This window comes from Nocardia seriolae NBRC 15557 (assembly GCF_007990715.1).
GTDB lineage: Bacteria > Actinomycetota > Actinomycetes > Mycobacteriales > Mycobacteriaceae > Nocardia > Nocardia seriolae.
Genome location: NZ_BJWY01000082.1, coordinates 21,751 through 34,240, shown reverse-complemented (window position 1 = coordinate 34,240; position 12,490 = coordinate 21,751). Strand labels below are relative to the sequence as shown.

Below are 12,490 nucleotides of genomic sequence, written 5' to 3'. Positions count from 1 at the left end.
CGACACTAGGTGACGTCAGACTTCATCGATGCCAACAGCTTTCAGCCTTGCTGATCGGCACCAGACATCAGGTCTTCGACACCGGCTCGCGATCCCCAGCGCGCCCTAGCGGGGGCGATTGAACTCGTCGGAGGTGAGTCCGGCGGTGAAGGTGTCCCACTCGCCGGAGGTGAAGATCAGGGCGGGGCCCGTTGGGTTTTTCGAATCTCGCACCCCTACCAGGTCGCCTTCGAGAAAGGCGACTTCCACACATTGGGAACCGGTTTCGCTGCGGCTGCTCTTGAACCAGCGTGCTTCGGTGAAGTCAACGTTCACGATCGAACTCCCTTGCTATGTGGCGCACCAGGTCTCGCGTTCGCACTTCATCCAACGTCTCAACCCGGATCGCCTCGGCCAGCTCAATGTAGCGCTGGACGTCCTCGGATCTCTCTACGTAGGTGTCACTGGTCAGTCGACCCTCGACGTAGACGATCGGCGGCTCGATCTGCTTGTTCTTCGCGTCGGTCCCGAAGTCCAGGAGAACGAACGGGCCGTGCTGGAAGCCCCAGGTATACCCGGCCGAGAAGGGCTGAACTCGCACGGTCACGTTCGGGCGGGTGCTCAGATCCGCGAGATGCTTCAGTTGCGTCGCCATGACGCGGTTGGTTCCGGCCACCCGGTGCAACGCGGTTTCGTGCAACAGGACTTCGACAGTCAGTGGGTTGGCCTTGCGAGTCACGATCACCTGCCGCTTCAGCCGGATCTCGACTCGACGCTCGATATCGTCCGGACTCGTGAAGCCCGGAAAAGCGCTGAACACCGCGCGCGCATAGTCCGCCGTTTGCAGCAGACCCGGTATCTGTTCCTGGTAGGTGACCAGCCGCCGAGCCGAGCGTTCCATGCCGACATACATGTTGAACGCGTCGCTGAACAACCCTCCGAGAGAGAAGATCCCGTCCTCGTCCTTGGCCGTTGCCGCACGGAAGGCCAGATCGACCGCCTGGTCTGTCTCGTCGGCGTCCACCTCATACAGCATGCACAGCTCCCGCACATCCTGCCGACGCGGTTTGACGGTGCGACCGGCCTCCAGTCGCTGTAATGCGTTGAAGCTGAGCTGAACTTGGACCGAAGCCTGCTCGAGGGTGAGGCCGGTGGCCTGGCGTCGTTCACGCAGAAACCGACCCAGTTGCCGCCGCAACAGGGTGGGTGATTCATCCACTGCCATGGACACTCCCGAAAAAGTGAATACAGCTGATATCTGAATCTGAATGCCGATCGGCGGCGAATCTGCCTTCCGCCATGGGGTTTCAGACTACCTGATCTGAATATTCAGATTCCCCTTTTGCAGAAATATCGCCGGTGGTGTGCTGGACGGGCTGGGATCACGGCAACGCCAGGGAGGGCAGACGACATGTCCAGCGACAATCAGCGGTCGGTGCGGTCGATCATCGAACGGATCGAGCGTGAGAAGCGGCAGGCCGCGGGTGCGGCGACGGCGGGAGACGGCGTCGGGTATGCGGTGCGCGGATTGTGGTCGTGCTACGGCGATCCGGGCGAATTGAGCGCCGCGCAGGCGCATCGGGCAATGCAGTTGCATCTCGGTTGCGGCGTGGATGCCTGTCTGGTGCGGCGGCGGGCGCGGGCGGCGCTGGTCGCCGCCGGACGCATGGTGCTCGACCCGCGGGCCGCGAAACCGGCTGTGGTGAAGCGCAAGTCGGTCTTCACGGTGCTGCGGAGCGCGCTGTTCGGGTTCGACGCGCTGTTCTTGGGTGGTCGCCATGCCCTGCGATGACCGCGATCGGATCGAGATACAGGTCATCGCGGACGTGCTCGACGCCGTCGACACCCGTCTGCGCGAACGAGAAAGACACGGGTGGCGGCTGACCGTGCCCCGCTCGCACGTCTACGCGCTCGTCCTGCACGCGGTCATCCGCAGCGCGCGAGCCCACTCCTACCGCGGCACCCTCGACGCCGCCGACATTCTCGATGCGATCTTCGACGGCGCCGAACGTCCGGTCTCCGGTGGCGAGCCGGTCGAGGACGCGATCAGGAAACACACCGTGCACGTGAATTGACCGCACCACCGATCCGGCTATTGCCTCTTGCCCCGATATCATCCCGACCTCCCCTCACCGATGATCCGGGTCCCGCGCAGGACCGCCCGCTGATGCAGGTCGCTCACGTCCATACCGTCCACCTTCCGTGTGTCACTTGTGAATTGCAAGTCACACCCTTGCAGGCATACTTGCGAAAGACAAGGCACTACTGGGAGGTAGTCGGATGAACCGTGAAACCGGGCAGATCGACCCGGCCGACCCATTGCGTTCGGCCTGCCCGTTGGCCGCGACGCTGGATCTCGTCGGTGACCGGTGGACGCTGCTGGTAGTTCGGGACATGTTCGCCGGAAAACGGCGCTACACCGAGTTTCTCGGCTCGCCGGAACGGATTACGACGAATATCCTCGCGGACCGGCTGCGCCGCCTCGAACGCGCCGGGATCGTGCGGGCCGTCGTCTACCAGGAGAATCCGCCACGCCGTGAATACCTTCTGACGGACACCGGGAAGGCGCTCCTCCCCGCCATCCGCGCACTGGGCCACTGGGGCGCGACCCACGTCGCCGGTACCGCCGACGCCACGACCGCCTTTGCCGAGCTACGGAAACAGACGCCGGGGGCGGTCACGGGTTAGGTTCGGTGGCTGTGGCGGTCGAATTCCGGGTCGGGGACATTATCGAGATGTCTTGTGCGTTCACCGAGGCGCGGGTGGAGCAGGTGACCCCGGACGAGGTCTTCGTCGAATGGCCCTGGTGGGCGGTGGATCCGGACAGCGATGCGGTGCGCTGGAACGGGGTGGTGGCGCTGGCCGCTGGACCGGACAATCCGGGCTGGGAGCGGGAGGTGTTCCGGGTTCGACCCCAGGTCGCTGATCTCAGCGCCGATGCGGTGTGCCGGATCGGGATTCCGCCGACGGTGGTGCATGTGATCGACGTGCGGCGGTTCGATCCTCCGCGCGAGACCGGGTGGCTGCCGCGGCCGCGCCGCCAGATCGGATATCTGCGGGCCGGGCAGGCGCTCGATCCCGGACTCGAGGACCAAGGTGCGAGCTTCGATCCCGACGACGGCATTCCCCGCAGGATCGAATTACGGTTCCGGCCTTACGCATTCCTCGAACCCGGCGACGAGGTCGCCGACGCGCGGGCACGGGTGTGGCGGTTCGAGCCGCCGTGGGACTGGCACCCGTTCGACGGCGGGGCCGGTGACGCACCCACCTGGCCGCTCACGCTGCTGACCCGCAATGGCGACAGCGACGACGACGCGGCCGCGGTGGATGTCGCCGAGGCCACCCAAACCGGCTCCCACCGTGAGGAACTGGCGCGGTGGGCGACGGAGGCCGGACTGCCCGACACCGAGGAGGATTCGGAGTTCGCCGAGCCTGTCGAGTAGTCGACGTCAAGACTTGGCCAGGTACTCCAGGCGTTCGCCGTCGACCGCGGCTCGCATCATGCTGGCCAGACCGGGGTGGTTTTTCAGGCCCGGGTCGGAGGCGACGATTTCGCGGGCCAATTGTTGGGCGGCGGTGATTACTTCGAGGTCGTCGAGGAGGGAGAGGAGGCGGAGGCTGCGGGCGGTGCCGGATTGGGCGGAGCCGAGGACGTCGCCTTCGCGGCGTTGGCGGAGGTCGAGGACGGAGAGTTCGAAGCCGTCGGTGGAGCCGGCTACGGCTTCGAGGCGGGCCATCGCCGTACCGACCGGATTGGTTTCGGTGATGAGCAGGCAGAGTCCGGCGTGTTTGCCTCGGCCGACGCGGCCGCGGAGCTGGTGTAGCTGGCTGACGCCGAAGCGGTCGGCGTCGACGATCGTCATGACGGTGGCGTTCGGGACGTCCACGCCGACTTCGACGACGGTGGTGCACACCAGGACATCGATTTCGGCGTCGTTGAAGGCGCGCATGACGCGGTCCTTCTCGTCGGCGGGGAGGCGGCCGTGGAGCAGGCCCACGCGCAGGCCCTTCAGAGCACCGGCGGAGAGGGTGTCGTACATGTCCACCGCCGAGTGGGTGGTGGGGGCTTCCTTCTCCTCCTCGGATTTGGCCTTACGGCCCTTGGCCTTTCCGTTCTCCTCCTCGTCGCCGATGCGCGAGCACACCACGTAGGCCTGACGGCCTTCGGAGACCTCCTCGCGAATCCGCTCCCACGCCCGATCCACCCACGACGGTTTCACCTTGGCGGGAACGACTTTCGAGGTGATCGGGGAGCGACCATTCGGAAGCTGGGTCAGCACAGAGGTTTCCAGATCGCCGAGGGTGGTCATGGCGATGGTGCGCGGAATCGGGGTGGCCGTCATGACCAGCAGGTGCGGGCTGGTGCCGCCCTTGGCCTTGGCGCGCAAGGCATCTCGCTGCTCGACACCGAACCGGTGTTGCTCGTCGACCACCACCATGCCCAGGTCGAAGAACTCCACATTGTCCTGGATCAGCGCGTGCGTGCCGATCACCAGGCCCGCCTCGCCGGTCACAGCGTCGAGCAGGGCGGCCTTCTTCTGGCCCGCCGACATGGAGCCGGTCACCAGCACCACCTTGGTGGCCTGGTCGGCCGCGCCCAGCTCCCCGGCGTTGCCGAGATCACCGAGCATCTTCGTCAAAGACCGATAATGCTGTGCCGCAAGAACTTCCGTCGGCGCCAGCAGCGCGCACTGCTGCCCGTTGTCCACCACCTGGAGCATGGCGTGCAGGGCCACGATGGTCTTGCCCGAACCCACCTCGCCCTGCAACAGCCGGTGCATCGGGTGCGGGCGTGACAGGTCGGCGGAGATCTCGTCGATGACCGCCCGCTGCCCCTCGGTCAGCTCGAAGGGCAGCCGCTTGTCGAACAAAGCGGCGATGCCGTCGGTGCGCGGCGGGCACGGCTTGGCGACCCGGCCCTCGGTCTGATGGCGACGCTCGGCCAGCACCAGCTGCAAGGCCATGGCCTCGTCGAAACGCAAACGGCCCCGGGCGGCTTCGATATCGGCCTTGTGCTCGGGTAGGTGGATCAGGCGCAGCGCGTCGGAGACCGGCAGCAGCGAGTGCTCGGCGCACAGCTCGGCCGGAAGCGGCTCGTCGATGGGGTCCAGCTGGTCGAGCACCTGCCGGACGCAGCGCAATATCGTCCAGCTCTGCACCTTCGCGGTCGAGGGGTAGACCGGAATGAACTCACGCTCGAAGAACGACATGTCGATGCCGCCCGCGCCCTTCGCGCTCTGCGCCAGACCACGCAACGCGCCGCCGCCGTGCACGGAGGTGAGGCTCTCCACCGAGCCCTCGCCCTTCTCCGGCAGGATCAGATAGTCGGGGTGCGAGAGGTTCCACTGTTTCTCCCGCCAGTAGTGCACGGTGCCCGACATCATCGCCCGCGCACCCTCTTTCACCAGGTGACGCACCTTGTCACCATTGAAGAAGGTGATATCCACCGGCTTCGCGCCACCGGCGTCCAGGCTCACCTTGAGCAGGCTGCCGCGCCGGTTTTTCATGGGCCGCAGATCGGTCTTGGTGATCCGCCCGATCACCGTGAGGTGCGCCCCTTCCTCGGGCTCCTCCTCGGTCAGCGGCTGCCCCTGCGTGGCATAGCGCAGCGGATAGTGCCGCAGCAGATCCTCCACGGTCTGCATGTCGAAGCTCTCCTGCAGCTGCTCGGCCGCTTTCACCCCGAGCACGTGATCCAGCCGATCACCCAGCGTCGCCATCTATTTCGCCCCGATCTGCACGGCTCTACTCCACCCCGATCTGCACGACATCCCCCGCCTGCCCACCCGGATACACCACGACCTCCACACCCGGGAACCCCGCGGCCACATGCCCGGCCAGCTCCGCCGAAAGCCCTTCCGGCGCATCGCATCCGATGAGCATGGTCACCAATTCCCCGCCCAGCCCGAGCATCCGATCCAGCAGCGTCCGCCCCGCGGCCCGCACATCCGAATCGATCACCACCACATCGTGCCCCACCAGCCCGAGCCCGTCCTCCGCCTCGCACATCCCCACCATGGTCAACGCCCGCTCGGGCGCGACTCGCAGTGCCCCCCAACGAGTTCCGGCCGCCGCCTCCGACATGGCGAACGCGTCGTCGGCCGCCGCCCGCCCCGCGTCGTGCATCGCCAGCGCCGCCAGGCCCTGCACCATCGACCCGCACGGCAGCATCAACACCTCCCGCTGCCCGTCCCGAGCCGCCACACTCACCGCCACCAACTCGTGCGCCGCCAACGCCCCGTTCGGCAACACCAGCACCTCCCGATGCCCGATCCCCCGAATGGCCGCGAGCAACGCCTCCGAACTGATCTCCCCCTGCAACACGACCGCCCCCGCGTCCTCGAACAACCGCACCGCCCCGGCCCCGGACGCCACCGCCAGAATCACCCGATCCGCCACCCCGCCGTGCGCGTCCCCCGACACGGTCAACGTCTCGATCCGAATCCCGCTCAACGCCCCCGCCGCGAGCCCGGCCTCGACCGCGGCCCCGGCATCCGCGCAATGCACATGCGCCGACCAGGTCTGCGCCCCGTCCCCCACCACAACCACCGAATCCCCCAGCACCCCGAGCCGATCCCGCAACGATCCGACGCGCTCCTCATCGGTCCCCCGCACCAGGAACATCACTTCATACTGCGGCGGAACCTGAGCCCCGCCCGCCACCCCGGAACGACGGGGTGTGTCAGCGGCACTAGGCCCATCGGTTGCCCGGGAAAGCCCTTGTTCCAGGCCGCCACGCCGGTACTCCGGCCGAGTGGGTGCGCTGCCGCCGGCGGCCGCCACCAACTCGTCGAGCAGTACCAGCAACCCCCGTGCCCCGGCATCGACTACCCCCGCCTCGCGCAACACCCCCAACTGCGTCGGCGTCTCCCCCAACGCCTTGACCGCCCCATCCGCCGCCGCCAGCGCGACCGCCGCGAGATCCCGCTCCGGGCAATCGGCAGCCTGCTCGGCGGCCCGGTCCAACACGGTGAGCATGGTCCCCTCGACCGGCGAACTCAGCGCCTCCCGCACCAGCCGCGCGGCCTGCCGCAACGCGACCCGCAACGACTGCTCGGTCAGCGGCCCGTCCGCCGCCGCCTCGGACATCCCCCGCAACACCTGCGACAGGATGATCCCCGAGTTCCCCCGGGCACCCACGGTGGCCGCCCGGGCCATCGCCGCGGTAACCGCGTGGGCCGGGTCACCCGCCTCGGTTTCCTCCGCCCCGCGCACGGCTGCGCGCATGGTGCTGAGCAGGTTGGTGCCGGTGTCGGAGTCGGGGACCGGGAAGACGTTGAGGGCATTGATCTCGTCGCGGTGGCGTTCCAGGGCTGCCAGGGTCGAGCGCCCCCAGCGCAACAGGGCAGTACCGTCGAGGGCACCTGCAGAACCGTCGAGCGCGTCCGCTTCCCCGGGCACCGTCACCGTCCTTCCGCACAACTCGTGGAATACCGCAGCCAGCCTAGTCGGGGCGACCGACAGCGCGTCGTCACCTGGCGTTCGTACGCCGCATATGAGACGGGTGCGGGGGACCCAATTGGACACGCCCGGGAGCGGTTGGCTACTCTTGTGCGGTTGCCTCACGCAGGCACGGTCCTGCCCTCTCAGGTATCGGCCCGCGTTCACCAGCTATTCGCTGGTAGGTACGTCCAAGACATTAGGCTTTCGGACACGCTGTGCACCGTACAGCGCGTCCCTCTATGACATGAAGGAGCTCGCGACTATGGCTGCCGTCTGTGACGTCTGCGCCAAGGGCCCCGGCTTCGGTAAGTCGGTTTCGCACTCGCACCGGCGCACCAACCGTCGCTGGAACCCGAACATCCAGACCGTGCGCGCCCAGGTTGCCCCGGGCAACACTCGCCGCATGAACGTCTGCACCTCCTGCCTGAAGGCGGGCAAGGTCGTTCGCGGCTGAAATAAGCTTTTCGTCGGAAGCCCCGGCACCCAGAATGGGTGTTCCGGGGCTTTCGTCTTTCCCCGGGGAGGGTGCGCATGAGCGAATGGCAAGTGGTTCCACTGGGATCCGAGCACACCGGCAGTCTGGGCGTTTGTCATGTCGCCTGCTGGCGTGAGGCCTATCAGGGACTGGTCCACCAGCCCGTGCTGGATGCCTTCGATGTGGTGCAACGGGCCGCGGCCTGGGATCGGATCCGCGTCAAATATCCCGGACACGTGGTGGTCGCCGTGGTCGACGGCGAGGTGGTCGGGTTCGCGGCCTGCGGGCCCTCACGCGAGGAGAACCCGCCCGCGGCACTGGAACTCAACGCCATGTATGTGCGCGCCGCCTACTACGGCACCGGCCTGGCCCACGATCTGATGCGGGCGGTGCTGTCGGACGAGGGCGACACCGCGCTGTGGGTCTTCGAGGAGAACCCGCGCGCACAGGGTTTCTACCGGAAGTACGGCTTCGAACTCGACGGCGAGCGCCGAGTCGAAGCCTTCACTCCCGCAATCCAAGTACGGATGGTGCGAGCTACGCCGTCTCGTTGAGGCGAATCACGCCGCACCGTTGAGGCAGTCGACCTGCTGGCTGATCGACTGCACCACGCACGCCAGGCGCGAGGTCACGTTCGAGGACAGCCCGCTCACGCTGTTGGTGTCGAACAGGCTGCCAACGGGCGCCACCGTGGTGTGGGTGGTGTCGGGGGTGTAGGGCTCCAGCTCCAGCGGCTGGGCACTCGCGACGGCCGGGGCCGCGGCCAGCGCCGCACCGGCGGCCAACGCGACGAAAACACCACGGGCAGTCTTGCTCTGCATATACATGCTCCTGAATCAGGTCATCGGGGTTCGCGCTAGGGCAGACGCCAGTCCACCGGCGCGGCACCTAATGTACCCAGCAATTCATTGGTTCGGGAGAAAGGACGAGAACCGAAGAATCCTCGCGAAGCCGACAGCGGTGAGGGATGGGCGGATTCGATGTAGGGCGTGCTGCCCAGCATGGGCTTCAGGGTCGAGGCGTCACGCCCCCACAGGATCGCCACCAACGGCTGATCCCGGGCAACGAGCGCGCGAATTGCCTGCTCGGTCACCGCTTCCCAGCCCTTGCCGCGATGCGAGGCGGGCTGGCCCGGCTGCACGGTGAGCACTCGGTTGAGCATGAGCACGCCCTGATCGCGCCACGGCGACAGATCGCCGTTGGACGGCATCGGCAGGCCGAGATCCTTGGTCAGCTCCGAGTAGATATTGGACAGACTGCGCGGAATGGGCGAAACATCCGGAGCCACCGAGAAACTCAGCCCCACCGGATGCCCCGGCGTCGGATACGGATCCTGGCCCACGATCAGCACCCGGACCTTGTCGAAGGGCCGCTGGAAGGCCCGCAGCACGTTCTCCCCCTTGGGGAGATAGCCACGCCCCTCGGCGTTTTCGGTTCGCAGGAATTCGCCCATGGCGGCAATGCGGTCGGCCACCGGTTCGAGGGCCTCGGCCCAGCCCGTATCGATGACTTCCGACAGTGGTTTCGCACCCATGTCGGGAAAACTTATCGTGTCGAGTTTCATCGCGTAAGCGCACCCGGCTAAGCGAAGGATTCCCAACCGGCGGGTCCGGTTCGGGAGGTGCCGTCGACGGTCACACCCGACCCTGCGCGAACCCGTCCGATGCGCACCCAGCCTTCGGGCAAATCCCCCGAATCGGCGAAAGTCGCGGCGAAGGCGTGGTCCTCGCCGCCGGTCAGAATCCAGTCAAGGGGGTTGACGCCGAGGGCTTTTCCGACCACCTCGAGTTCGGGGTCGGCCAGGGCGGCGGACTCCAGATCGATGGCCACGCCGGAGGATTCGGCGATATGCCCGAGATCGGCGAGCAAACCGTCCGAGACATCGGTGAGGGCGGTGATCTCCGCGGAGTCCGGCAGCTCCAGCACCGCGTCGTAGGGCGGCTGCGGAACCCGGTGCACGGCAACCACATCCGCGAACTCCCCGACCGGAGCCCCGAGCTCGGGGCGCTCGATCTCGGCCGACAGCACCGCCAACCCCGCCCCGGACCAGCCGAGCTTTCCGGCCACGGCCACCAGGTCCCCCGGCCGCGCACCCGTCAATCTGATGGGGGCACGGCGCGGATCCCCGAAGGCCGTCACCGAAACAATTAGGATCGGGCTGCGCACCATATCGCCCCCGGCGATGGAGGCCCCGGCCCGTCCGGCCTCGGCCCACATGCCGTCCGCCAGCGCCCGCACGAATTCGACCGGGGTGTCCGACGGGCAGCCCAGCCCCACCACGAAGGCGCTCGGCACCGCGCCCATGGCCACCACGTCGGCGGCGTTCTGCGCGATGGCCTTGCGGCCGATGTCGTGCGGGCTCGACCAGTCGGTCCGGAAGTGCCGGTCCTGCACCAGCATGTCGGTGGTCACCACGAACCGTCCCTCGGGCGCGGCGATCACCGCGGCGTCGTCGCCCGGACCGAGCAGCACCCCCGGCGTCTGCGTCCGCCCGGCGTTCACCAGCGCGATGAGCGCGAACTCGCCGAGCTCGCCCACGGTTTGCGCCGCCGCGCCCGCGGTGTCCGCGGCCCGGTCCGACGGCGGCCTGCTGCTGGCGGTGATGACGGTCTCCTTCGAGGTGAGTGTGATGCGGTCGGCTGACCGCTCGACGGTACCCTCGAACCCGATGAGCAACGACACCCGCGGCACCGGACCGGACACCACACCGGAAGACGCCGACAACGACGCCACCGAAGCGGCTGCGGCGAGCCAGGACTCGGAGGACTCGGACGCCGACGCGTTCGAGGTGCGCCGGTCGCCCGCGCTCATCGCCACCGCGGTCGCGCTGCCGGTCGCGCTGGTCGTCGGGGTTCTCGTCATGGGTGTGCTCGCCAATCGCCATCAAAGCCGCGATCCGCTGGCCCTGGGCGCGGTCCCGGCACCGACCGCGGCGAGCCCGGAATGCACGGCGTTCCTGGCCGCGCTGCCGAGCAAGATCGGCGACTACACCACCTCCGAACTGGTGCAGCCGGTGCCGCCCGCCACCCACGCCTGGCAGCTGCCCGGCGGCGGCGACGCCATCGTGGTGCGCTGCGGCCTGGACCGCCCGCTGGAATTCACCAAGGCATCGCCGCTGAACGTGATCAAGGTCGATGGGGCCGAGGTCGACTGGTTCGAGGTGCGCGATCAGACCAGCGGCGTCACCTCCGGCACCTACTGGGCCGTGGACCGCGGCACCTACATCGCGCTCACCATGCCGGACAATGCCGGAGCCACACCGCTGCAAGATGTTTCGGCGGCCATTCAGAAGGCGATCCCGAAGCAGCCGATCGACCCCAACCCGATCCCGAACTGACGGACATATATCTTCCGGGCACGCGGAGCCGGATCCGCACAGCGAACGGCCCGGCCCATCATCGCGATCGATGGGCCGGGCCGTCGCGCAGGTGTCAGCGCAGGCCGGTGCCGCGGGTGCGGGCGGTCTCGATGAGGGTGCTCACCAGCGTCCGATTGTCGATGCCGGTGGCCTCCCACATGCGCGGGTACATGGAGATCGAGGTGAATCCGGGCATGGTGTTGATCTCGTTGATGACCGGGCCGTCGGCGGTCACGAAGAAGTCGACGCGCGCCAGGCCCTGGCAGTCCAGCGCCCGGAAGGCGCGCACCGCCAGCTCCCGGATCTGCTGGGAGACATCGTCATCCAGCTTGGCGGGGACGTCGAACTCGCAGACGTCGTCGAGGTACTTGGTGTCGAAGTCGTAGAAGTCGGGCGCTTCGGCCTCGTCCTCGGGCATCCGGATCTCCGCCACCACACTGGCTTCCACCCGACCGTCCGGGAATTCCAGTACGCCGCACTCGACTTCGCGCCCGACGATGCCCGCCTCCACGATCACCTTCGGATCATGCTGTCGCGCAACGGCGATGGCGGCGTCGAGATCATCCCACTCGTCCACCTTGGTGATGCCGATGGACGACCCGCCGCGCGCGGGCTTCACGAACACCGGCAGCCCCAGCCGCGCCCGGTCGGCCTCGGCCACCGTCGCCACGCCGGGCCGCAGCACCACCTGCACCCCGCTCGGAAGTCCTTCGGCCGCAAGGAGTTTCTTGGTGAACTCCTTGTCCATACCGGCCGCGCTGGCCAGCACGCCGGGACCGACGTAGGGCAGCTCGGCCAGCTCCAGCAGCCCCTGCAGGGTGCCGTCCTCGCCGAACGCGCCGTGCAGCACCGGGAACACCACGTCCACGGTGCCCAGCACCGCGTCCGCGCCGTCGAGGGGCACCAGCGCGCCCGCGCGGGTGGGGTCGGCGGTCAGGGCCAGCGCGGTGCCGGATTCGTCGACCGCGGGTAGCGCGCGGCCCGCGGCGGTCAGCGCGCGCGGATCCGCGTCGCCGAGCACCCAGGTGCCGTCCCGGGTGATCCCGATCGGAACCGCTTCGTACCGCTCGGGATCGAGGCTCGCCAGCACGGTGCGCGCGGAAACGCACGACACCCCGTGCTCGTTGCTGCGGCCGCCGAACACCACCGCCACCCTGGTCCTGTTGGTCATGCCCGGAACCGTACCCGGTCGAATGTGGCGGCAGTGTTACGCGGTCGCCCCGACTCCGCGACAG

General features: G+C 67.9%; 15 protein-coding genes. 7 read left to right on the top strand and 8 right to left on the bottom strand.

Going from position 1 to position 12,490, the window contains the following annotated elements; translation table 11 throughout:
- Positions 1 to 105: 105 nt before the first annotated feature.
- Together NS2_RS23185 and NS2_RS23180 are read right to left on the bottom strand one after the other, a co-directional pair.
- Positions 106 to 315, bottom strand: coding sequence for a DUF397 domain-containing protein (locus NS2_RS23185; protein ID WP_033091397.1), 210 nt, complete (start codon positions 313 to 315; stop codon positions 106 to 108).
- The gene (locus NS2_RS23180; RefSeq protein WP_033091403.1) at positions 305 to 1,204 is read right to left on the bottom strand and encodes a helix-turn-helix domain-containing protein; all 900 of its coding nucleotides are present in this window, start codon (positions 1,202 to 1,204) and stop codon (positions 305 to 307) included. Before NS2_RS23180 ends, NS2_RS23185 begins: the two co-directional genes overlap by 11 nt.
- Positions 1,205 to 1,390: 186 nt before the next feature.
- On the opposite strand from NS2_RS23180, the gene NS2_RS23175 reads away from it, so the two are divergent.
- The 4 genes from NS2_RS23175 to NS2_RS23160 all read left to right on the top strand — a co-directional run bounded on the left by NS2_RS23175 (position 1,391) and on the right by NS2_RS23160 (position 3,422).
- A complete protein-coding gene (locus NS2_RS23175) occupies positions 1,391 to 1,771 on the top strand; it encodes a hypothetical protein (RefSeq protein WP_033091396.1) in 381 nt (126 codons plus the stop codon).
- Complete coding sequence (locus NS2_RS23170; RefSeq protein WP_143161245.1) at positions 1,758 to 2,054, top strand: hypothetical protein; 297 nt, start codon at positions 1,758 to 1,760, stop codon at positions 2,052 to 2,054. Before NS2_RS23175 ends, NS2_RS23170 begins: the two co-directional genes overlap by 14 nt.
- A gap of 205 nt (positions 2,055 to 2,259) precedes the next feature.
- On the top strand, positions 2,260 to 2,667 hold the full coding sequence (locus NS2_RS23165; protein WP_052087045.1) for a winged helix-turn-helix transcriptional regulator: 408 nt from the start codon (positions 2,260 to 2,262) through the stop codon (positions 2,665 to 2,667).
- 5 nt (positions 2,668 to 2,672) lie between these two features.
- Entirely contained in the window at positions 2,673 to 3,422 is a 750-nt protein-coding gene (locus tag NS2_RS23160; RefSeq protein ID WP_081986414.1) for a hypothetical protein, read from the top strand.
- 6 nt (positions 3,423 to 3,428) lie between these two features.
- Here NS2_RS23160 and recG read toward each other — a convergent pair whose 3' ends face one another.
- Positions 3,429 to 5,699, bottom strand: a complete 2,271-nt coding sequence (gene recG / locus NS2_RS23155) for an ATP-dependent DNA helicase RecG (RefSeq protein WP_033091394.1) — start codon at positions 5,697 to 5,699, stop codon at positions 3,429 to 3,431.
- A 25-nt stretch (positions 5,700 to 5,724) separates the two neighbouring features.
- Positions 5,725 to 7,380, bottom strand: a complete 1,656-nt coding sequence (gene fakA, locus NS2_RS23150) for a DAK2 domain-containing protein (protein ID WP_045438643.1) — start codon at positions 7,378 to 7,380, stop codon at positions 5,725 to 5,727.
- Between the two features lie 304 nt (positions 7,381 to 7,684).
- Here fakA and rpmB point away from each other — a divergent pair, with 304 nt between their 5' ends.
- Complete coding sequence (gene rpmB, locus NS2_RS23145) at positions 7,685 to 7,876, top strand: 50S ribosomal protein L28 (RefSeq protein ID WP_011210730.1); 192 nt, start codon at positions 7,685 to 7,687, stop codon at positions 7,874 to 7,876.
- A gap of 77 nt (positions 7,877 to 7,953) precedes the next feature.
- Positions 7,954 to 8,451: a GNAT family N-acetyltransferase gene (locus NS2_RS23140; protein WP_045438634.1), complete on the top strand. Its 498-nt coding sequence runs from the start codon at positions 7,954 to 7,956 to the stop codon at positions 8,449 to 8,451.
- 6 nt (positions 8,452 to 8,457) lie between these two features.
- Here the strand turns inward: NS2_RS23140 and NS2_RS23135 are convergent, their stop codons facing one another.
- The 3 genes from NS2_RS23135 to NS2_RS23125 are packed head-to-tail and all read right to left on the bottom strand — an operon-like array spanning position 8,458 to position 10,435.
- Complete coding sequence (locus tag NS2_RS23135) at positions 8,458 to 8,718, bottom strand: hypothetical protein (protein WP_045438646.1); 261 nt, start codon at positions 8,716 to 8,718, stop codon at positions 8,458 to 8,460.
- Between the two features lie 35 nt (positions 8,719 to 8,753).
- On the bottom strand, positions 8,754 to 9,431 hold the full coding sequence (locus tag NS2_RS23130; protein WP_033091392.1) for a uracil-DNA glycosylase: 678 nt from the start codon (positions 9,429 to 9,431) through the stop codon (positions 8,754 to 8,756).
- A 47-nt stretch (positions 9,432 to 9,478) separates the two neighbouring features.
- A complete protein-coding gene (locus tag NS2_RS23125) occupies positions 9,479 to 10,435 on the bottom strand; it encodes a thiamine-phosphate kinase (protein WP_033090368.1) in 957 nt (318 codons plus the stop codon).
- Positions 10,436 to 10,565: 130 nt separating this feature from the next.
- On the opposite strand from NS2_RS23125, the gene NS2_RS23120 reads away from it, so the two are divergent.
- A complete protein-coding gene (locus NS2_RS23120) occupies positions 10,566 to 11,234 on the top strand; it encodes a DUF3515 domain-containing protein (RefSeq protein ID WP_036549286.1) in 669 nt (222 codons plus the stop codon).
- Positions 11,235 to 11,328: 94 nt separating this feature from the next.
- Here the strand turns inward: NS2_RS23120 and NS2_RS23115 are convergent, their stop codons facing one another.
- A complete protein-coding gene (locus NS2_RS23115; RefSeq protein WP_033090350.1) occupies positions 11,329 to 12,426 on the bottom strand; it encodes a D-alanine--D-alanine ligase family protein in 1,098 nt (365 codons plus the stop codon).
- Between the last annotated feature and the right edge of the window lie 64 nt (positions 12,427 to 12,490).

Coding starts and splice junctions, on each gene's coding strand:
- NS2_RS23180 (WP_033091403.1), bottom strand. CDS start 1,204: ATGGCAGTGGATGAATCACCCACCCTGTTGCGGCGGCAACTGGGTCGG.
- NS2_RS23175 (WP_033091396.1), top strand. CDS start 1,391: ATGTCCAGCGACAATCAGCGGTCGGTGCGGTCGATCATCGAACGGATC.
- NS2_RS23170 (WP_143161245.1), top strand. CDS start 1,758: ATGCCCTGCGATGACCGCGATCGGATCGAGATACAGGTCATCGCGGAC.
- NS2_RS23165 (WP_052087045.1), top strand. CDS start 2,260: ATGAACCGTGAAACCGGGCAGATCGACCCGGCCGACCCATTGCGTTCG.
- recG (WP_033091394.1), bottom strand. CDS start 5,699: ATGGCGACGCTGGGTGATCGGCTGGATCACGTGCTCGGGGTGAAAGCG.
- rpmB (WP_011210730.1), top strand. CDS start 7,685: ATGGCTGCCGTCTGTGACGTCTGCGCCAAGGGCCCCGGCTTCGGTAAG.
- NS2_RS23140 (WP_045438634.1), top strand. CDS start 7,954: ATGAGCGAATGGCAAGTGGTTCCACTGGGATCCGAGCACACCGGCAGT.
- NS2_RS23135 (WP_045438646.1), bottom strand. CDS start 8,718: ATGCAGAGCAAGACTGCCCGTGGTGTTTTCGTCGCGTTGGCCGCCGGT.
- NS2_RS23130 (WP_033091392.1), bottom strand. CDS start 9,431: ATGGGTGCGAAACCACTGTCGGAAGTCATCGATACGGGCTGGGCCGAG.
- NS2_RS23120 (WP_036549286.1), top strand. CDS start 10,566: ATGAGCAACGACACCCGCGGCACCGGACCGGACACCACACCGGAAGAC.
- NS2_RS23115 (WP_033090350.1), bottom strand. CDS start 12,426: ATGACCAACAGGACCAGGGTGGCGGTGGTGTTCGGCGGCCGCAGCAAC.